At 66.1% G+C, this 19,519-nt stretch carries 21 protein-coding genes and 1 pseudogene; 10 read left to right on the forward strand and 12 right to left on the reverse strand.

Going from position 1 to position 19,519, the window contains the following annotated elements:
- Positions 1–155: 155 nt before the first annotated feature.
- On the forward strand, positions 156–1,208 hold the full coding sequence (locus ABDV69_RS08900) for a tyrosine-type recombinase/integrase (protein WP_343573355.1): 1,053 nt from the start codon (positions 156–158) through the stop codon (positions 1,206–1,208).
- Positions 1,205–3,076, forward strand: a complete 1,872-nt coding sequence (locus ABDV69_RS08905; RefSeq protein ID WP_343573357.1) for a site-specific integrase — start codon at positions 1,205–1,207, stop codon at positions 3,074–3,076. Before ABDV69_RS08900 ends, ABDV69_RS08905 begins: the two co-directional genes overlap by 4 nt.
- Before the next feature lie 134 nt (positions 3,077–3,210).
- On the opposite strand, the pseudogene ABDV69_RS08910 reads toward ABDV69_RS08905, so the two are convergent.
- The 6 genes and pseudogenes from ABDV69_RS08910 to ABDV69_RS08935 all read right to left on the reverse strand — a co-directional run.
- A pseudogene (locus ABDV69_RS08910) lies at positions 3,211–3,459 on the reverse strand (hypothetical protein); the annotation flags it as partial.
- 219 nt (positions 3,460–3,678) lie between these two features.
- A complete protein-coding gene (locus ABDV69_RS08915; protein WP_343573358.1) occupies positions 3,679–4,059 on the reverse strand; it encodes a hypothetical protein in 381 nt (126 codons plus the stop codon).
- Positions 4,060–4,148: 89 nt separating this feature from the next.
- Positions 4,149–4,511, reverse strand: a complete 363-nt coding sequence (locus ABDV69_RS08920; RefSeq protein WP_343573360.1) for a hypothetical protein — start codon at positions 4,509–4,511, stop codon at positions 4,149–4,151.
- Positions 4,508–4,930, reverse strand: a complete 423-nt coding sequence (locus ABDV69_RS08925; RefSeq protein WP_343573361.1) for a hypothetical protein — start codon at positions 4,928–4,930, stop codon at positions 4,508–4,510. Before ABDV69_RS08925 ends, ABDV69_RS08920 begins: the two co-directional genes overlap by 4 nt.
- A 200-nt stretch (positions 4,931–5,130) precedes the next feature.
- Entirely contained in the window at positions 5,131–6,678 is a 1,548-nt protein-coding gene (locus tag ABDV69_RS08930; protein ID WP_343573436.1) for an RNA polymerase sigma factor, read from the reverse strand.
- Between the two features lie 128 nt (positions 6,679–6,806).
- The gene (locus ABDV69_RS08935) at positions 6,807–7,613 is read right to left on the reverse strand and encodes a polyphosphate--glucose phosphotransferase (RefSeq protein WP_343573363.1); all 807 of its coding nucleotides are present in this window, start codon (positions 7,611–7,613) and stop codon (positions 6,807–6,809) included.
- Between the two features lie 116 nt (positions 7,614–7,729).
- Between ABDV69_RS08935 and ABDV69_RS08940 the strand changes: the two genes are divergently transcribed.
- A complete protein-coding gene (locus tag ABDV69_RS08940; protein ID WP_343573364.1) occupies positions 7,730–8,605 on the forward strand; it encodes an inositol monophosphatase family protein in 876 nt (291 codons plus the stop codon).
- 5 nt (positions 8,606–8,610) lie between these two features.
- Here ABDV69_RS08940 and cei read toward each other — a convergent pair whose 3' ends face one another.
- On the reverse strand, positions 8,611–9,261 hold the full coding sequence (gene cei / locus ABDV69_RS08945; RefSeq protein WP_343573365.1) for an envelope integrity protein Cei: 651 nt from the start codon (positions 9,259–9,261) through the stop codon (positions 8,611–8,613).
- 173 nt (positions 9,262–9,434) lie between these two features.
- Between cei and ABDV69_RS08950 the strand changes: the two genes are divergently transcribed.
- Positions 9,435–9,737 (forward strand): DUF4193 domain-containing protein, encoded by a 303-nt coding sequence (locus ABDV69_RS08950; RefSeq protein WP_343573367.1) that lies wholly within the window; start codon positions 9,435–9,437, stop codon positions 9,735–9,737.
- Between the two features lie 24 nt (positions 9,738–9,761).
- On the opposite strand, the gene ABDV69_RS08955 is transcribed toward ABDV69_RS08950, so the two are convergent.
- Positions 9,762–10,238 carry a DUF3093 domain-containing protein gene (locus ABDV69_RS08955; RefSeq protein WP_343573368.1) on the reverse strand — a complete coding sequence of 159 codons (477 nt, stop codon included), beginning with the start codon at positions 10,236–10,238 and terminating at the stop codon, positions 9,762–9,764.
- Positions 10,239–10,263: 25 nt separating this feature from the next.
- Between ABDV69_RS08955 and dut the strand changes: the two genes are divergently transcribed.
- Both dut and ABDV69_RS08965 read left to right on the forward strand, forming a co-directional pair.
- Positions 10,264–10,728: a dUTP diphosphatase gene (dut, locus tag ABDV69_RS08960; RefSeq protein ID WP_343573370.1), complete on the forward strand. Its 465-nt coding sequence runs from the start codon at positions 10,264–10,266 to the stop codon at positions 10,726–10,728.
- Positions 10,729–11,502, forward strand: a complete 774-nt coding sequence (locus tag ABDV69_RS08965) for a DUF3710 domain-containing protein (RefSeq protein ID WP_343573372.1) — start codon at positions 10,729–10,731, stop codon at positions 11,500–11,502.
- A gap of 69 nt (positions 11,503–11,571) precedes the next feature.
- On the opposite strand, the gene ABDV69_RS08970 is transcribed toward ABDV69_RS08965, so the two are convergent.
- Positions 11,572–12,270, reverse strand: coding sequence for an alpha/beta hydrolase (locus tag ABDV69_RS08970; protein WP_343573373.1), 699 nt, complete (start codon positions 12,268–12,270; stop codon positions 11,572–11,574).
- Between the two features lie 125 nt (positions 12,271–12,395).
- On the opposite strand from ABDV69_RS08970, the gene ABDV69_RS08975 reads away from it, so the two are divergent.
- On the forward strand, positions 12,396–12,764 hold the full coding sequence (locus ABDV69_RS08975; RefSeq protein WP_343573375.1) for an OB-fold nucleic acid binding domain-containing protein: 369 nt from the start codon (positions 12,396–12,398) through the stop codon (positions 12,762–12,764).
- A gap of 86 nt (positions 12,765–12,850) precedes the next feature.
- Positions 12,851–13,483, forward strand: a complete 633-nt coding sequence (locus tag ABDV69_RS08980; RefSeq protein ID WP_343573437.1) for a DUF3159 domain-containing protein — start codon at positions 12,851–12,853, stop codon at positions 13,481–13,483.
- On the opposite strand, the gene ABDV69_RS08985 is transcribed toward ABDV69_RS08980, so the two are convergent.
- Together ABDV69_RS08985 and ABDV69_RS08990 are read right to left on the reverse strand one after the other, a co-directional pair.
- Positions 13,434–14,096: a TrkA family potassium uptake protein gene (locus tag ABDV69_RS08985; protein ID WP_343573377.1), complete on the reverse strand. Its 663-nt coding sequence runs from the start codon at positions 14,094–14,096 to the stop codon at positions 13,434–13,436. The two genes, ABDV69_RS08980 and ABDV69_RS08985, sit on opposite strands and share 50 nt — an antisense overlap.
- A 61-nt stretch (positions 14,097–14,157) precedes the next feature.
- Positions 14,158–14,829 (reverse strand): TrkA family potassium uptake protein, encoded by a 672-nt coding sequence (locus ABDV69_RS08990; protein ID WP_343573378.1) that lies wholly within the window; start codon positions 14,827–14,829, stop codon positions 14,158–14,160.
- Positions 14,830–14,933: 104 nt separating this feature from the next.
- Here ABDV69_RS08990 and ABDV69_RS08995 point away from each other — a divergent pair, with 104 nt between their 5' ends.
- A complete protein-coding gene (locus ABDV69_RS08995; RefSeq protein WP_343573379.1) occupies positions 14,934–16,925 on the forward strand; it encodes an APC family permease in 1,992 nt (663 codons plus the stop codon).
- A complete protein-coding gene (locus tag ABDV69_RS09000) occupies positions 16,922–18,136 on the forward strand; it encodes a TRAM domain-containing protein (protein WP_343573381.1) in 1,215 nt (404 codons plus the stop codon). The genes ABDV69_RS08995 and ABDV69_RS09000 overlap by 4 nt, the downstream gene beginning before the upstream one ends.
- A gap of 4 nt (positions 18,137–18,140) precedes the next feature.
- On the opposite strand, the gene ABDV69_RS09005 is transcribed toward ABDV69_RS09000, so the two are convergent.
- Entirely contained in the window at positions 18,141–19,448 is a 1,308-nt protein-coding gene (locus tag ABDV69_RS09005; RefSeq protein ID WP_343573383.1) for an ArsB/NhaD family transporter, read from the reverse strand.
- Positions 19,449–19,519 lie beyond the last annotated feature (71 nt).

Here is a 19,519-nt window from a genome sequence, read left to right on the forward strand (position 1 = left end):
CTCCACGACGGCCTGATCAGTCACGGTGTCGACCTCGGATCGGTATCCGCGCTCCCGGAGAGCGTCTCCAAGAGCGCAAGGATATGTAGGTGATCTCGTGCCCGGTGATTCTCCGACATTCCGCCGGAGAGCGGGCAGGGAAACGGAAGGCCCGCATGCCCCGATTCATCCCACAAATTGTCCGCCGGTCTTTGGGCGAGACCGGTGTCGAGGTCCGGCTCGGTCACGACCTGCTCGACGACTACCTGCGGTTCGTCTCGGCCCGGTGTCGCCCCAACTCGGTCCTCGCTGCCGGATACGACCTGAAAGTCTTCTTCAGCGTTGTCGAGAAGGACCCGCTCAAGGTCACCACTGACGATGTTCTTGAATTCATCACCGCCCAAAGGCGTCCCGCCCACGGAGGCAACGTCGTGCGCCTCGACGACGGAGAGAAGGGGCTCTGTGCACGCACCATCCGCCGCCGCCTGGCCACCCTCTCCGGGCTATACGGCTATCTGAGTGCCCGTAACCTGATCGCCGCCAACCCGGTGCCCACCGGGCTGAGCATCCGCAAACCCGCCGATCAGCGGCGCCGGACCAGATCCACCCCGCTGATCCGGACACCGCGCACACTGCCCAAAATCCTGGACGCCAACGACGCCACCGATCTCCTCGGCGCCCTGCGCACCCACCGCGACCGTGCCATGATCCTGGCGATGCTCTTGGGCGGACTGCGCCGCTGTGAGGTTCTTGGCCTGCGCCTTGGCGACATCGACCTCGCCGACCGGAGGGTGACGATCACCGAAGGCAAAGGCGGACACCACCGCATCGTCCCGATCGCGCCCGGGTTCTTCAACGCCCTCGCCGCCTACCTCGACACCGAACGCCCTGCCGACACGGCCACCGCGAGCGTGTTCGTTGTCCTCAAAGGACCCCGCCGCGGGCAGCCACTGTCGGCGGCCGGCGTCGACGAGATCATCCGCGGCGCCCGTGGCCGTGCCCGAATCGGCCATCTGACCTGCCACATGCTTCGCCATACCTGCCTGACCCGGCTCCGCGAAGCGGGCATGGCTTTGGAGGCCGTCCAAGCTCAGGCCGGGCACCGAAACATCGAATCCACCCGTATCTACCTGCATCTTTCCAACACCTGGCTCGCTGACCAATACCACCAGGCGATCACCGCCTTGGACCAATCCCTGGCCGCCGCGGACTCCGGCAGCCACGCGTGAGCACCCCGGCCGTAGCCACCGTGCAGACACCTGCGGGTGCGCCTCGGGTCGCTGGCTCTGTGTCGCTGGACGAACTGACCGCGATCACACGATTCACCGCCCGCGGCGACTCCCCGGCCGCACAGACGCAGAGGCGGGCGACCGTGGAAGCCTTCACCCGTGCCTTCACGGATCTCAGTGGATGGCAACAATCCTCTCTTCCAACGCAACTCGCGATCGGTGTCGGGATCCGGGGACTGGTGGCGTTCCTGCTCCTGGCCACAGCACGCCCGGCTTCGGCCGGCTACGTCCGGGCTTGCCGCAGCGAGTGGGGTTTCCACGCCGCCGCAGTGCATCCGGACTTCGCGGACACCTTCCATCGGAGCGCCCTGGCCCTTGGATTCAGCAAGCACGAAGCCGCACGCCAGTGGTGCACTCTGGCCAAGATCGCCGCCACCGCTGGTGCGACACCAAACATGCTGGACACCAACATCTTCCACAGTGTGTCCGCTGAGCTGACCGCGGCCCACACCGATTCGGGCGGCAAGATCCCGAACACCTGGTCCACCCCGCTGCACGGTCTCAAGGCCACCGCAGCTGCCCTGGGCCTTATCGTCGACGCCTCACCGACCCGCTTGTCGCCGTCGAGTCGCGACACGCATTGGACCGCCCTGGCTGCCCGGGCGCCACAGCTGGTCGCCACCCTGCGCCGCTACCTGACCCAGATCGCCGTGAGCATGCGCCCGGGCAGTGTGGCGCTGATCGATACCACCCTGCGCCACCTCGCCGTCTATCTCACCGACCACCACCCCGAGATCACCGGTGTCGCACACATCCGCCGCACCCACATTGAGGGCTTCAAGACCTTCCTGACCAGCAAGCCCGGTTACCGCGGCAAGCGCGCACCCGCCAAGACGACCACCGGGATGCGAATAAGTCACCTGCACTGCTTCTTCGACCGGATCATCGAATGGGACTATGCCGATGCGCCCGCGCGCAACCCGATCTTCGCCGGGGACATGCCCATCCGGGACCGGCCCCTGCCGAGGTTCCTCTCCGACCCCGACGCCGCCGCTCTGCTTACCGCCGCCCGCGCATTGCCCGATCTGTTCGACCGGGTCGCCGTCGAGGTCCTTGCCCGCACCGGCCTACGCAAGGGCGAGTTCCTCGGGTTGACCCGCGATGCGATCACCGTGATCGGCGATGCACGCTGGCTGCGCACCCCGATCGGGAAACTGCACAACGACCGCTACATTCCGCTGCATCCCAGGGTCGATGAGCTTCTCCAGCAATGGCTTTGCGCTCACCCGCCACAACCAGACAACAGCACCCTGATGTTCACCGACCGGGGTCGGCCCATTCCCGGGCGGCGGGTCGACTACGCCGTCTACGCCGCCGCGGCGGCCGCCGGCATCGGGCACGTCACCCCCCACCAACTCCGTCACACTTTGGCCACCCAGGCCATCAACCGGGGCATGAGTATCGAAGCGATCGCCGCGCTTCTCGGCCATGCCTCCCTGTCGATGACCATGACCTATGCGCGCATCGCAGACCGCACTGTAGCCGACGAATACTTCGCTGTCACAGCACAAGTCGAAGCGCTCTACACCCAACCCCCGACCGCCTTGCCCGCCGACGCGGAAGGCCCCAACATGCGACGCCTACGCGGCGAGGCCACCCGACTGCTCGGCAACGGGCATTGCACCCGGCCCACCGTCTTGGACTGCCGCTACGAAACGATCTGCGAAACCTGCACCCACTTCTCCACCAACGAGCAGCACCGCCAGGTCCTGACCAACCAGCTCGACAATGCCACCCAACGCGCTGAACCCCGCAGACAGAAGGTCTACCTCGAGCTGCTCACCAGGCTCGACGGACCCCGCACTTGACACCGATCACCCGCATAAGCGTGCAGTTTTGCCTGCACATCCACCACGAAGCGGGTCTTGGCCAGCTCCTGCTCCAGTCGCTGCTTTTCGGCTTGCAGGCGAGCGATCTGCTCGGCGGCCGGATCACGGCGCTTGCGCCCGCGTGGGGCGGCCAGTCCCGCCAACGCGCCGGCGTCACGCGCTTTGCGCCACTCAGTGATGTGGCTGGAATACAGCCCCTCACGGCGCAACACCGCGCCTTTCTCACCGTCGGGTGCTGCGTCATAGGCAGCAAGGACCTCCAGCTTGTACTTGGCGGTGAACGTCCGCCGCCGGGCGCGTTCAGGCACCTCGGGATCGGGACGTTGCGTTGCATCCTCAGCCACCCCACCAGGATCTTCCATCCCGGCCGCTCGGGCCAACGTCGTCACTTTGTTCGTCATTTCGGGGAGACTCTCTCCATCCCCGCCCTCGGATCACTAATTGTCAGGGGGCGGGCGCCTCAACTCATGTTGACAGAGAGGGGACGCGTGCTGAAGAGCAGCACAACTGAACGGTGGCCGGCGACGAGCGCGGCACGTTCGGCGACCACCCGCCCGCCGCGCAGTTGACCGAAAGTTGACCTATGACTGTGGCTCTGGTGGCTGCGGGCGCTCAGTCTTAAGCGGGGTGAACGGCCATACGAATTCGTTGTGCGGCGAAATGATGACGCCGATCGGGTCGTTCATAGTCTTCAAGATGGTGTCGACCAGCTCTTGCTGAAGCTTGACTGGCTCTTCGTACTCATCGAAGAAAAAGTGCAGCGGAACCTCAGCGGGACACCAGATCGAGTTCGCCGGCATCGGTTCGCCGTTGTTGTCAGTGCCACCGAAGAACGTGATGAAGAAGCCTTGTCCTTCGCGAAACCGCTCGTATGCAGCTGTCTGTAGATGCGCGAACAGGAAGTTTGCGCCTCCGCCCCCCATAGTCAGGATTGATTGACCACCTTGCAGAAGCTTCGCCATCAAGTAACTCCCGTTCCCGCGCGGATTGATCAGGCGTCGGCAGCCTCAGCGTAGGAGGTCTGAAAAGCCAACGCTCGGTGTGTTCGGCGTCACGCGCGGATTAGAACGGCCTCGCGGTAGTTGACCGTGATTTCACCGCCGGCGACAACTGGCCGATGCAGTGGCTCGACATCGTGGAAGCCTTTCCAGTCGACTCGCAGGGTGATCAGCCGATGTTCTTGATCAACGTCCAGAACCACGGCCGTGCTAACGAAATCAGCCGTGGGGTCGTCGTCCGGCTGGATGACCGTCACTTCATCGTTGATCGTTGGCACAGCTGAGGCGTCACGGAAACGGGCGATATACAGCTCGGGATCACCATCGCTGCCGTGATACGAGTTCGGGTTGACCTCAACCCGAATGTCCAGGCTGTTGCCCGTAGGCGCCTGAAAAATGTTCACTACCCCGGTCATGTCCGCATCCTAATCTTCTCCTCGCCGAACAGCATGGCCAATCTCGCAGCTCTCTCCACGTCGAGGGCATCCGTGCCGAGAGTTATGTCGTAGTGGTCATCTGGCGGTTCATTCAGTATCAACTCGAAATGGTCGTTCGCTAGTTCCGATTCGGTCACGAGGCAGTACCACTTAAATCGGCGGTGCTCGGCCGCGTGGACAATAAGTCGATCGACCAGGTCATCGACGGTTTCTCCCTCGGTGAGCGGCAAAGCAAAAACCGAGATGCTGTAGTAAGTCGGCGGTTCGCCGTTCTGGACAGTGTCGATCTCGTAACCCGACTTGGCGTCTGTCACAAGTCTGGACTTGTCCCAACTCCAAACCCTGATGACCAGCTTCTCTCCGCGTTGAAGAGCGATCGGCTTTGTTCGGCGTTCCACTGGGCGAAATTCCAACCCGACTCCGCTGCTCAGAGGCGCTCTGACGCCAGAAAGACGGTATGACTGCCCCCGCACCCGTCCCGGTTTTCTTGGCCACAAGCTGATTGGCGCCGGGTTGTGCAGCACCGCCAACATACTCGCTCAACTGGTCGGAGCCGTTCCGGCACCTAGCTGGGCAGCGGACTTTTCGAGGAAATTCGTCAGTCCAGGTAGTCGCGCAGCACCTGCGAGCGGCTGGGGTGGCGCAGCTTCGACATCGTCTTCGACTCGATCTGCCGGATTCGCTCCCGGGTCACGCCGTAGACCTGGCCGATCTCGTCGAGGGTGCGCGGCTGGCCGTCGGTGAGGCCGAAGCGCAGTCGCACGACACCGGCTTCGCGCTCGGACAGCGTCTCCAGCACCGACTGCAGCTGGTCCTGCAGCAGCGTGAACGACACCGCGTCGACGGCCACCACCGCTTCGCTGTCCTCGATGAAGTCACCGAGCTGGCTGTCGCCCTCGTCGCCGATGGTCTGGTCCAGCGAGATCGGCTCCCGGGCGTACTGCTGGATCTCCAGCACCTTCTCCGGGGTGATGTCCATTTCCTTGGCCAGCTCTTCGGGCGTGGGCTCGCGGCCCAGGTCTTGGAGCAGTTCGCGCTGAATGCGGCCCAGCTTGTTGATGACCTCGACCATGTGCACCGGGATGCGGATGGTGCGGGCCTGGTCGGCCATGGCGCGGGTGATCGCCTGGCGGATCCACCACGTCGCATAGGTGGAGAACTTGTAACCCTTGGTGTAGTCGAACTTTTCGACCGCACGGATCAGGCCGAGGTTGCCTTCCTGGATCAAGTCCAGGAACGCCATGCCGCGGCCGGTGTAGCGTTTGGCCAGCGACACCACGAGTCGCAGGTTCGCTTCCAGCAGATGGTTTTTCGCGCGGTCGCCGTCGCGGCAGATCCACACCATGTCGCGACGCTGGGCGGCGGGCAGCTTCTCGCCTTTTTCGCTCAGGTCGGTCATCAACTGGGTCGCGTAGAGGCCGGCTTCGATGCGCTTGGCCAGCTCGACTTCCTCTTCGGCGTTGAGCAGCGCCACCTTGCCGATCTGCTTGAGGTAGGCGCGAACTGAATCCGCAGACGCTGTCAGCTCGGCGTCCTTGCGGGCCTGCCGCAGCGCCTCCGACTCATCCTCGTCCCAGACGAAATCGCCTGAGGCCTTGTCCTTTTCGCTCGGCTCGACGATCTCCTCGTCGTCACCGGAGTGCTCGCCGGCGGCTTCGGCGGGCTTCTTCGCAGCCGCTTCGTCGATGTCGGACGGCTCGGCGCCGACTTCGGTGTCGTCGTCGGACGAGTCAACCGCGAGGTCTTCGTCGCCGAGGGTCAGATCTTCGTCGGCGAGATCGATCTCGTCGCCCGGGTCACCCTCGAGTTCGGCGTCGCTGTCGAGGTCCGGCTCGTCGGCCTCCAGATCGGTGGTGGTCGCCTCGGCGTCGTCGGCGCCCTTCGTGGTTGCCTTTTTCGAGCGGCCACCGGTCGGTGCGGCCTTGGCTGCGGCGCTTTTGGTGGCGGTGCGCGACTTGGTCGCGGTAGCGGCTTTCGCCGGAGCCTTCTTGGTCGCAGCGCCGTTGGTGGCCTTCGCCGGCGAACGCTTGGCGGGAGATTTGGCGGCGGTGCGCTTCACCGGCTCATCGGTTGCCGGTCGTGCTTTGGTCGCTGCCACGTGAACCCCTTCGGTAGAACTCTCTTCCGGTGCGTAGGCACGCTCAATCGGAAGACGTCAGCTGTGTCGGATGTCGGCGTCGATTATCAGGGTGGATATTCGCCGCTATCTCCTCAGGCGGCTGGCGGTGACCATTGTAACGACCGCGGGGCGTCACCCCCGCCAGTGAGCGCAAATCAGTGCGTCACGTCGCGCGTCGCCGCCATCGCCGCGCCGACGATTCCGGCCTTGTTCTGCAGGGCGGCAGGCACCACCGGCGTGCGGTTTTTCAGCAGCGGAATCCATTTGTCGGCTTTGCGGCTGATTCCGCCGCCGGCGATGAACAGCTCCGGGCACATTGCGTTCTCGATCGCGATCAGCACCTTCGTCACCTGCTTGGTCCACTTTTTGTAGCTCCAGCCGCGCTTGTCGCGGACCGAGGACGCGGCGCGGCGTTCGGCCTCCTTGCCGCCGACCTCGAGGTGACCGAACTCGGTGTTGGGCAGCAAAATCCCGTTGTGGATGACCGCCGAGCCGATGCCGGTGCCGAATGTGAGCAGCACCACCAGGCCGGTGGCGTCCTTGCCCGCGCCGTAGTGTTCCTCGGCCAGCCCAGCCGCGTCGGCGTCGTTGAGCACGACGACCTCTTGACCGTTCAATCCCGCGCTGATGATGTCGCGCGCGTTGGTGCCGATCCACTTCTTGTCGACGTTGGCGGCGGTCCGGACGATGCCGTGGGTGACGACGCCGGGATACGTCACGCCGAGCGGGCCGGTCCACCCGAAATCGTTGACGATGGCAGCGATGGTCGCGGCGACGGCCGACGGAGTGGCCGGCTGCGGCGTCGGCAGCCGGTGGCGGTCGCCGACCAGCTCCCCGGTGTCCAGGTCGACGATGCCGCCCTTGATGCCGCTGCCGCCGACGTCGATGCCGAAGCCTTGTCTCGCCGGCGGCACTGCCCCTTCGTTCGTCGGTGCGGCGTGCGGCGCGTCGGAACTGGTCATCGAATCTCCTCGGCGAGCTGTGGGTGTCGACAAAACCCTAGTGCGTAGCTGGGTGGTTGGTTGTCTTGTTACTCCGACGTTGCCAATCCCAGCGATATCTGTGATGCGATGGGTCGGTGAGCACACCTGAGAACCAGCCGGCGCAGCTGCGGACAGTGGCCGAGGCGCTGGCCGCCGAAGCAGCCGCGTTCGTGCGGCGACGACGCGGCGAGGTCTTCGGCGCCGACGCCGGCGCCGACGGCGACGACGCGGTGCAGACCAAGACGACGCCGACCGACCCGGTGACCGTCGTCGACACCGAAACCGAACGGCTGCTGCGTGATCGGTTGGCGCAACTGCGATCCGGTGACGCCATCCTCGGCGAGGAGGGCGGCGGGCCGACCGATCCGGCGGGCGCTGCACCCGGCGCGGTCACCTGGGTGCTGGACCCGATCGACGGCACGGTGAACTTCGTCTACGGAATCCCGGCGTACGCGGTTTCGGTGGCCGCGCAGATCGACGGTGTCTCGGTGGCCGGCGCGGTCGCTGATGTCGTCGGCGGGCGGCTGTACTCGGCCGCTGTGGGACTGAGCGCACACGTCACCGACGCCGAGGGCACCCGCTGTCTGCGGTGCAGTGCCGTCGACGATTTGTCGCGGGCGTTGGTGGGCACCGGGTTCGCCTACTCCGGGCGCCGCCGCACGGTCCAGGCGCAGCTGGTGTCACAGATCCTGCCGGCGGTCCGGGATGTGCGCCGAATCGGCTCTGCGGCGCTGGATTTGTGCATGGTCGCGGCGGGCCGGCTGGACGCCTACTACGAGCATGGGCTGAATGCGTGGGACTCCGCGGCGGGCGCGCTCATCGCCGCTGAGGCCGGGGCGCGGGTGGTGTTGCCGGAGCCGGACGACCCAGTTCGCAACGCGGCATTGGTGGTCGCCGCCGCGCCTGGCATCGCCGATCAGTTGCTCGCTGCCCTCGGCCGATTCGACGGTCTGGCGCCGATTCCCGGCTGAGGAGGTCAGCAGCTGCCGGCGTGAATCCTGGCCAGCAGCGCGGGGTCCGCGGGCTCGGTGTTGCCCGGGCGCAGGCCGGCGAGCACCGCGGCGATGTCGTCGCTGTGAGCCAGCGCCCCGAACTCGGTGCCGATCGCGAGATCGACGGAGTCGTCGGTGCGATCGTCGCGGTAAAGCTCGGCGCAGGGCGCGACCAGCCACACCGCGGCCGCCCCGGCCTGACCGGCCTCACCGAAGCGGATCTGCCCCTGACAGGTCAGTCGCGTGTTGGCGTAGACCGGGTCGTTGGCAGCCGTCGGCTGCGCGAATCCCAGATCCCGCAGGGCGCCCGCGACGTCGGCGGCTTGACCGCCCCGCCCGCTGGCGTTGAGGACCCGGACCTTGGTGTCGGCGAGCTTGGCCGGTGCGACGTTGATCATCGCGCTGCGCGACACCGCGGTGCCCAGGTGCGGTTGGGCCGGGCCGGTCTGCTCCGGCGGTGGGTTGCACGCCGTCGCCTCATGAACGTCGGCCGGGCGGGTCAGCGCGATGGTCCACGCCACGGCGCTGGCCACCAGCAGCACTATCAGCAGGGCGATTGCGGGCCGGGCGTTGCGACGGCGGAATGGGCGACCGTGCTTGTCTAACGCTGTGCCTTCAGTGATTTGCGCGACCACTGTGGCACTCTAAGGCACTCTCCAGCCCGATGTTTAGCGGGAGGTAGTGCTGCTAAACATCGGGTGTGATGTAAATCACAATTGAATACCCGTCGATACGGGCACGAATCATTTTGCGGATGCGTTCGACGCTGGTACAAAGCTTTGCTTGCACGTTTACGAGGGGACAGACGATGGCAACCGACTATGACGCCCCACGGCGCACCGAAACCGACGACGTTTCAGAGGACTCCCTAGAGGAACTCAAGGCGCGGCGAAACGAGGCGGCGTCGGCGGTTGTTGACGTCGACGAGGCCGAGTCCGCCGAGTCGTTCGAGCTGCCCGGCGCCGACTTGTCCGGCGAAGAGCTCACGGTCCGTGTCATCCCGAAGCAGGCCGACGAGTTCACCTGCTCGAGCTGCTTTCTGGTCCAACACCGCAGTCGGTTGGCCAGCGAAAAGGGCGGCGTAATGATCTGTACGGACTGCGCGGCCTGACTTTGGCCGTCGGGCAGTTGCCGACTAGCTGCGCAACGCCGACAACACCCGCTCTGGGTGGCGGGTACTCACCAGCCAGTAGGGCGTCGGGTCGTCCGCGTCGTCCAGCACCACCAGCACCATGGGGCCGACCCAGCCACGGTGAACCACGTAGGCGGCCGGGTCGAGCTGACGTCCCAACGCCGCTGACTTGGCCGAGCGGGGAATGTCGGCAGAGCGGGAGATCACCGAGACCGGCAGGTGGGCCTCACCGACCTGAAGTTCGACTCCGCTGTCGCCGGTGCTGACCCGGACCTCGATGCGGCCCAGCCACAGCAACGCCCCGGCAGCGACGACGAACAACGCGGCGAACGGGAGCCAGCGCGGCAGGCTCGGCACGCCCATGTTGACTTCGACGGCGATCAGCGCCGCCAGACCGAAACCCAGTGGCCACCACCACCACGGCACCCACAAACGCTCGCTGTACCGCACGCTTTGCGGCATGACTGGCGTCCCTGACACCTGGCCAAGGGTAGTCTGTGCCCCCGTGTCGACCAGTCTGGCGGTTGTTCGTCTCGACCCCGGGCTTCCGCTGCCCGCCCGGGCCCACCACGGTGATGCCGGGGTAGATCTCTACAGCGCCGAAGACCTCGAGCTTGCGCCCGGACACCGGGCGCTGGTCGGGACGGGCATCGCGGTGGCCATCCCGGTCGGAATGGTGGGGCTTGTGCACCCGAGGTCCGGTTTGGCTGCGCGGGTGGGACTTTCGATTGTCAACAGTCCCGGCACCATCGATGCGGGTTACCGTGGTGAGATCAAGGTTTCATTGATCAACCTCGACCCCGCGGCGCCGATCGTGGTCAACCGTGGCGACCGGATCGCGCAGCTGCTGGTGCAGCGCGTCGAACTGGTCGACCTGGTCGAGGTGGCGTCGTTCGACGAGGCCGGTATGGCCGATACTTCCCGTGGCGCCGGCGGCCACGGTTCCTCCGGCGGACATGCGAGTCTTTAGATGGCATTTGGCAGGCGTAAATCCAAGGACGAACCCGTCGACGAACCGGAAACGGCGGGCACGCATCGAAAGCCGGCAGCGGCCGCCGAAGTTGCGGCTGACGGCGACCTGGATGGCCCCTTCGACATCGAGGATTTCGACGAGTCGTCGGTTGCCGCCGAGGGCCGCCTGGACCTCGGCTCGGTGCTGGTCCCGCTGCCGGAGGCGGCCCAGCTTCAGGTCGAGTTGACCGAGAACGGCGTCCCCAGCGCGGTGTGGGTGGTGACGGTCAACGGTCGTTTCACCATCGCTGCGTATGCCGCGCCCAAGACCGGTGGGCTGTGGCGGGAAGTCGCCGCTGAGCTGGCGGATTCGCTTCGCGCCGACGGGGCCTCGGTGACCATTCAAGACGGCCGATGGGGCCGAGAGGTGGTTGGCACCGGGACCGGTGTGGTGCGGTTCATCGGGGTCGATGGCTACCGCTGGATGATCCGTTGCGTGGTCAACGGCTCCAGCGATAGCGTGGACGCGCTCACCGAAGAAGCCCGAAATGCATTGTTGGACACAGTGATTCGTCGCGGTGACACGCCGCTGCCGGTGCGCACGCCGCTGCCGGTGCAGCTGCCGGAGCCGATGGCGTCGCAGCTGCGCGAGGCCGCTGCTGCTCAGGGTGCTGCCGGGCAGCCGGTCGAGCCGACCGACTCCGCCGCCGCCAGCCAAGACGAATCGGTTGCCCCCGAGCGTCGCAGTGCCGCGGGCTCGGCGATGCAGCAGCTGCGCGGTACCGACGGCTAGCGACCTCCTAGCCCCGGCGAACCTGTCACCGACCCAGGCCCCGGGCCGGGCGCAGCGGGTCGCCGGTGACTATGCCGCGTTCAGCGCCAGCAGACAGGCGGCGCCCAGCGCGGACGGGTCCGCGCCGATCTGGTCCAGGGTCACGGTGCGCAGCGCCGCGTGCGGCGCTGCGGCCGCCCACCGGCGCCCGACATCAAGCGGATGAATCGGGTCGTCTTCAGCCGCCGCGACGCCCAGCGGCGCTGTCAGCCGCTGAAGTTCTTCGTAGGTCGGGGCGACGTAGCCGGCGGCCTCTTCCATCGCGTCGGGCAGATGCGGCCACTGGCCGAGCCACGAGCGGGCCAACTCGTCGGCCAGCCACGGCGGGCTCGACGCGCGCATCTGCGCTGTCGTCGCCTCCAGGCCGTCGTCACGTAGCTGTCGAGCGGAGTGCTGTGCTGCCACTGCGGCGGTCGCGCCGTGCGGTGCGCCGGTCCATGCCGGCAGCGCGGCCAGCACTGCGACCGCGCGATCGGGATGTTGTAACGCCCATGCGACGGCCACCGCGGCGCCGATCGACACACCGCCGACCGCGATCGGTCCGTTGCGCGCGGCGTCGTTCAGGTCGTCTAGGTAGCCGTCGATCAAACGAGTCGGCTGCGGCCGCGGCGTCAGCAGTCGAGCGCCGGCGTCGCGCAGCGGCGCGCCGAACGCCCGGGCGGCATAGCTGTCGTCGGATCCCGTTCCCGGCAGCACAACGGCACGAACGCCGCGCAGGTCGATAGCCACCCCTAGATATTGCCCGGGCGCCGCCTGGCGGTTGGGGAACCATCGGGTCTACGGTGTCCGTTGTCGTGAGAGGATCGTCGGTACGCGGTCCCGTGTGAGGCACATCAAGACGCTCAGGAGAAGCCATGGCGGCAGAAGGTTATCTGCGCCGGCTGACTCGTCGGTTGACTGAGAACCCCGAGCAGCGTGACGCTGAGGACTTGTCTGACGAGGCGGTGGCTACCGGCGCGCAGCGGGCCATCGATTGCGAGCGCGGCCAGGAGGTCACCGTGGTCGGGATGCTCCGCAGCGTCGAATGCAACGGCAAGGGCTGCGGCGACGGGGTTCGCGCCGAACTGTTCGACGGCACCGACACCATCGAGCTGGTGTGGTTGGGGCAGCGCCGGATTCCCGGGATCGAGTCAGGCCGCACACTGCGCGTCCAGGGCCGGCTGGGCAAGCTGGAGAGCGGCAGCAAGGCGATTTACAACCCGCACTACGAGATTCAGCGGTGAACCATGCCACCGGCGTTGGCGACGGGGCTGACACCGTCGCCAGCGATCCAGAGCGCGCTGGCGTCGGCCGCACTCCGGCCGAGCGGATGATGCAGCAACTGGGCGGCGTCGCGGGAATCGCCTATTCGTCGCTGCCCGTGCTCGTCTTCGTCGGAACCTCGCGGCTGCTGGGCCTGGCCGCGGCATCCGGTGCCGCGCTCGGTGTCGCCACGCTGATCCTGCTGTGGCGCCTGGTCCGCCGAGAGTCCGTTCAGCCGGCGGTGACCGGCCTGATCGGCGTCGCTGTCTGCGTGCTGATCGCCTACCTGCTGGGGGAGTCGAAAGGCTACTTCCTGCTCGGCATTTGGACGTCATTGAGCTATGCGACGCTGTTCGCCGCCTCGATCGTGATCCGTCGGCCCGTTGTCGGCTTTATCTGGAGCTGGCTGCACGGGCACGATCGCGGCTGGCGCGACGTGCGTGGCGCGGTCTACGCGTTCGACGTCGCCACGCTCACCTGGGTGGTGGTGTTCACCGCCCGCTTCATCGTGCAGCGGGTTCTCTACGACACCAACCACACCGGCTGGCTGGTGGTGGCGCGACTCGGGATGGGCTGGCCGCTGGCCGCGGTGGCGACGCTGGTGACCGTCCTGGCGATCAGGACGGCACAGCGCGCGATCGCCGCCGCCGCTACTGCGCCGGCAGCAGATGCTGACGCAGTTCCTCTTCCGCCTCGCTGACCGCGACGAACAACAGCTCGTCGCCGCCCTCCAGCGGCTCGTCGTCCTGCGGCACGATCACCCGCGGCCCGCGCAGGATCGTCACCAGCGCGACGTCGCGCGGCAGCTGGAGTTTGCGCACCGGCTTGCCGCCCCACGGCGTGTTGTCCGGCAGCGTGATCTCGACCAGGTTGGCCTGACCTCTCCGAAACTCCATCAGCCGCACCAGGTCTCCGACGGCGAAGGCCTCCTCGATCAACGACGCCAGCATCCGCGGGGTGGACACCGCCACGTCGACGCCCCAGGCGTCGGTGAACAGCCACTCGTTGCGGGGGTCGTTGACCCGGGCCACTACTCGGGGCACCGCGAACTCGGTCTTGGCCAGCAGGCTGAGCACCACGTTGGCCTTGTCGTCGCCGGTCGCGGCCACCACCACGTCGAGCTCGTGCAGCTGGATCTGCTCCAGCGTGCTCACCTCGCAGGCGTCACCCAGCCGCCAGTGCGCGGCCGGTATGGCGTCCTCCTCGATGTGTTCGGGCTTTCGCTCGATCAACGTCACATCGTGCCCGTTGTCGATCAGTTCGCGGGCCACCGATCGGCCGACCGCGCCCGCACCTGCGATAGCGACTCTCATGTGCGCCGCTCCTTCTCATTGGCGCCGCTCATGCGGCGCACGGTCGGATCGCCGGCGCGTCTCATGCTTCGGCGTCCTCGCCCGGCGGCAGCGCCGCGATGGCCAATGCTTCGGCTGCGCGCCCGGATATCGCCGCGAGGTAGATCTGGTCGCCGGACTGGATGACCGTTTTGGGTTCTGGGAGAATGCCGGTGCCGAAGCGGGTCAGGAATGCCACCCGGGCGCCGGTGGCGGCCTCCAGAGCGGTCGCCTGGCGGCCCACCCAGTTCTCATGCAGCACCACTTCGACGAAGGCGACGGTTCCGGTCGGGTCGCGCCACCGCACGGTCTCACTCTCCCGGGTGAGCGCGTGCAGCAGCCGATCTGTGGTCCATGGCACGGTGGCAATCGTCGGGATGCCGAGCCGTTCGTAGACTTCGGCGCGCTTGGCGTCGTAGATCCGCGCGACCACCCGCCGCACGCCGAAGGTCTCCCGGGCCAGCCGCGCCGAGATGATGTTGGAGTTGTCACCGGAGGACACGGCGGCGAACGCATCGGCCCCTTCGATACCGGCCTTCAGCAGCACGTCCCGGTCGAATCCCAGACCGAGTACCCGCTCACCGGCGAACTCGGGGCTCAGCCGACTGAACGCCGTGTCGTCGCTGTCGATCACCGCGACGTCGTGGCCGATCCTGGCCAGCCCGTCGGCGACCGACGAGCCCACCCGGCCACACCCCATCACAACCACGCGCACTAGAGGTCCTCTCGGCCCGCCAGCCATAGTGGCCAGTCGGCTTGGGAGCCATTCTCGTCTACCGAACCGTACCGGGAGACACGGTTGCCTTTACTCTTGGCTCCGTGTCCAAACTTTCGACTGCGGCGCGCCGACTGGTGTTGGGTAGGCCGTTTCGCAGCGACCGGTTGAGCCACACCCTGCTGCCCAAGCGGATCGCCCTGCCGGTTTTCGCCTCCGATGCACTCTCGTCGGTTGCGTATGCCCCGGAAGAGATCTTCCTCATGCTGTCGGTGGCCGGGCTGGCGGCGTATTCGCTGACGCCGTGGATCGGTGTCGCAGTGGCGGCGGTGTTGTTGGTCGTGGTGGCCAGCTACCGGCAGAACGTGCACGCCTACCCGTCCGGCGGCGGTGACTATGAGGTGGTCACCACCAACCTCGGCCCCAACGCCGGGCTCACGGTGGCCAGCGCGCTGATGGTGGATTACGTTCTCACGGTCGCTGTTTCGACGGCGGCGGCGATGTCGAACATCGGCTCGGCGATTCCGTTCGTGGCCACCCACAAAGTGCTGTTCTGCGTTGCCTCGATTCTGCTCGTGATGGGACTGAACCTGCGCGGCATTCGCGAATCCGGTGTGGCCTTTGCCATTCCGACTTACGCGTTCATCATCGGCGTAGCCGCTATGCTCGGCTGGGGGCTGGTCCGGATTTATCTTATGGGTGAGCCGGTGCGCGCTGAATCCGCCGCATTCACGATGCATGCCGAACACGGATCGATCACCGGCTTTGCGTTTGCCTTTCTGGTGGCGCGGTCGTTCTCGTCGGGCTGTGCGGCGCTGACCGGTGTCGAGGCGATCAGCAACGGGGTGCCGGCGTTCCGAAAGCCCAAGTCGCGTAATGCGGCGACGACGTTGCTGATGCTCGGCGCCGTCGCGGTCAGCCTGCTGGTGGGCATCATTTTGCTGGCCAAAGAGACTCGCGTTCAGATCGTCGACAATCCCGCCGTGCAGCTGACCGGTATCCCAAGCGACTACCAGCAGAAGACGCTCGTCACCCAGATCGCACAGGCCGTCTTCGGCAGCTTCCACATCGGCTTCCTGCTGATCGCCGTCGTGACCGCCCTTATCCTGGTGCTGGCGGCCAACACCGCGTTCAACGGATTTCCGGTGCTGGGCTCGGTGCTCGCGCAGGACAGTTACCTGCCCCGCCAGTTGCACACCCGCGGCGACCGGCTGGCGTTCTCCAACGGTATCGTGTTTCTCGCGGTTGCGGCGCTGGCGGCGATCATCGCGTTTCGTGCTCAGGTCACCGCGTTGATCCACCTCTACATCGTCGGGGTGTTCATTTCGTTCACGCTGAGTCAGATCGGCATGGTCCGGCACTGGACTCGATTGCTACGCAACGAAACCGACCCCGCCACTCGGCGGACGATGATGCGGTCACGGGTGGTCAACACGATCGGATTCGTGGCCACTGGGGCGGTGCTGCTCGTCGTCTTGGTCACCAAGTTCCTGGCCGGCGCCTGGATCGCGATTGTCGCCATGACGCTGCTGTTCGGGTTGATGAAGATGATCCGGGGGCATTACGACTCAGTCAGCCGGGAAATCGAGCATCACGCCGAGGATCAGGGCATGGTCTTGCCCAGCAAGAATCACGCGATCGTGCTGGTGTCCAAAATGCATCTGCCGACGCTGCGCGCGTTGGCCTATGCGCGAGCGACGCGGCCCGATGTGTTGGAAGCGGTCACGGTGAGCGTCGACGATGCCGAAACCCGCGCGTTGGTCCGCCGCTGGGAAGACAGCAACCTCAAGGTGTCGCTGAAGGTCATCGCCTCGCCGTACCGCGAAATCACGCGTCCGATATTGGATTACGTGAAACGGGTCAGCAAGGAGTCGCCACGCAGCGTGGTGACGGTATTTCTGCCGGAATACGTGGTCGGCCATTGGTGGGAGCATGTGCTGCACAACCAGAGTGCGTTGCGGCTGAAAGGGCGGTTGCTTTTCATGCCGGGAGTGATGGTGACATCAGTTCCGTGGCAACTCAATTCATCGGAGCGGCTCAAGACGATGCAACCGCATGCGGCTCCCGGCGACGCGCGACGAGGGATATTCGATTGAGCTCGAACACCACAGCCGCGCCGCCTCCGGCGCTGGGGCAGCTGACACTGACCGTCGGCGCACCGGCGAACGGGGGCAATTGCGTGGCGCGGCACGACGGCCGGGTGGTGTTCGTCCGCTACGCCCTTCCCGGGGAGACAGTACGGGTGCAGGTCACCGCGGACCGCGGTTCGTATTGGCGTGCCGAGACGATCGAGGTGATCCAACCTTCCACTGACCGGGTCGCGTCGCTGTGCCCGATCGCCGGTGTGGACGGCGCCGGATGTTGCGATCTAGCCTTTGTCGAGCCGGCCGCGGCGCGGGCGCTGAAAGCCGAAGTGGTGTCCAATCAGCTTGCCCACCTGGGTAATTACCAGTGGTGCGATGATGTCCAGCCGCTGTCGCCCACCGGCCCGACGGGCTGGCGGACTCGGATTCGGCTGGATGTGGGCGCCGACGGCCGCCCGGGTTTCCACCGTTACCGCAGCGACGAACTGGTCGCCGACCTCGACTGCGGCCAACTGCCGGCGGGAATGACCGAGGGCCTGACCGATGCGGCATGGCCGCCCGGCTCGCACCTGCATGTCGTCGTTGACGATGACGGTCGGCGCCATGTGGCGCGCACGGTGCGCCACGGCCGGCGCAACGCGACCGAGGTGGTCGAGGGCAGCCACCAGGGTGTGCACCGAGCCGGGCGGCACAGCTGGCAGGTGCCGGTGACGGGGTTCTGGCAGGCGCACCGTGACGCGGCGCGCACCTACAGCGACCTGGTGAGCGACTGGGCGCGACCCGATCCGGGTATGACCGCATGGGATCTCTACGGCGGCGCCGGGCTTTTCGCTGCGGTTCTGGCCGACGCGGTGGGGGAGTCCGGGCAGGTGGTCACCGTCGACAGCGCGCGGGCGGCGTCTCGTGCGGCGCGTGCCACGTTGGCCGGTCTTCCGCAGGTACGTGTGGTCAGCGATTCGGTGCGGCGGGCGTTGACCACGCGGCGCGGACGCGCCGACGTGGCCGTGCTGGATCCGCCGCGCGGCGGCGCCGGACGCGAGGTGATTGATCTGCTTTCCGCGGCAGAGGTCCCGCGTATCGTTCATATCGGTTGTGAGGCAGCATCATTCGCGCGAGATGTCGCGCTGTACCAGAGTCACGGTTACGCGGTGAACAAGCTTTCGGCGTTCGACTCGTTTCCGCTCACCCACCACATCGAGTGCGTCGCGCTGCTGACGCGCTGACCGGCTAAGCGAGGACGAAGTACCGCAACCACAAGTAGAGCCCGCAGACGACGGTGGACGTCACGGTGATCACGATGCCCTTGCGGGTGAACTCCCAGAACGAGATGGAGTAGCCCGACCGCAGCGCGACACCGATCATCACGATGTTCGCACTGGACCCGACGGCGGTGAGGTTGCCACCCAGATCGCCACCGAGAGCCAACGACCACCACAGCACGTTGTGGTGCTCCTGGTGCGGCATCGCCGAGGCGAGCTGGGTGACGATCGGCGTCATCGTGGCCACGTAGGGGACGTTGTCGATCAGGCCGGATGCCAGTGTCGACACGACGAGGATCAACATCGTCGTGAAAAGCGGATTACCGCCGGTGGCTCCGGCGGCCAGCTCGCCCAGACGTGTGATGAAACCGGTCTTGAGCAGCGCGCCCACCATGATGAACAGGCCCACAATGAACAGCAGCGTGTCCCATTCGACGCTGGCGAGAAAGTCCGACTTCTCCATCTTGGAGACCAGAATGAGGGCTCCGGCGCCCAACAGCGCCACCAGTGAGGGCTGAATGTGGATGGCCGGAGAGACGATGAATCCGACGAACACCAAGCCCAGCACCGCGCCGCACTTGATGAGTAACCGGCTGTCGCGCAGCACCTCGCGCTCATCCAACGACATCACATCGGCGACCCGCTCGGGGGAGACGGTGGAGAAGCCACGAAACAGCAACGGTGTGGCGACTACGAAGACCGCCATGATAATGACGACGATCGGCGCCATGTTGAATAGAAAGGCGTTGAACGACAGGCCTTTACGGGCGCCGATGATGATGTTCGGTGGGTCGCCGACCAGCGTCGCTGCGCCGCCGATGTTGGAGGCGAACACCTCGGCGATCAACATCGGCACCGGGTTGATCGCCAATCGGTCGCACACCAGCAACGTGACCGGCGCAATCAGCAGAACCGACACCACGTTGGGCAGCAAGGCCGAGGCTACGGCCATCACCACGCTCAGCAGTATCATGATGCGCACCGGAGATCCGTTGGCGCGCTTGGCCGCCCAGATAGCGGTGGATTCGAATACTCCGGTCTGCTGCAGGATGCTGACGATGATCATCATGCCCAGCATCAAAAAGATGACATCCCAGTCGATTCCGGTTTCCTGGGAGTAGTACACGTCGGGCGCGTCGATGGACGGCAGGATGATCATCAGGCCGGCACCGACCAGTGCGACGGTGGTCTTGTTGAATCGGTCACTGATGATGAACGCATACGAAACGACGAATATCGCGACGGCGAAATACATCTGAATATTTGTTCCGGTCATCGTCGCAGCATCTCAGGCTTCACCAATCGTTTCCTATCACCAGCGAGCTACCCACTCCTGAGAGCACATCG

Origin of the sequence: Mycobacterium sp. (assembly GCF_039583785.1) — a bacterium.
Lineage (GTDB): Bacteria > Actinomycetota > Actinomycetes > Mycobacteriales > Mycobacteriaceae > Mycobacterium.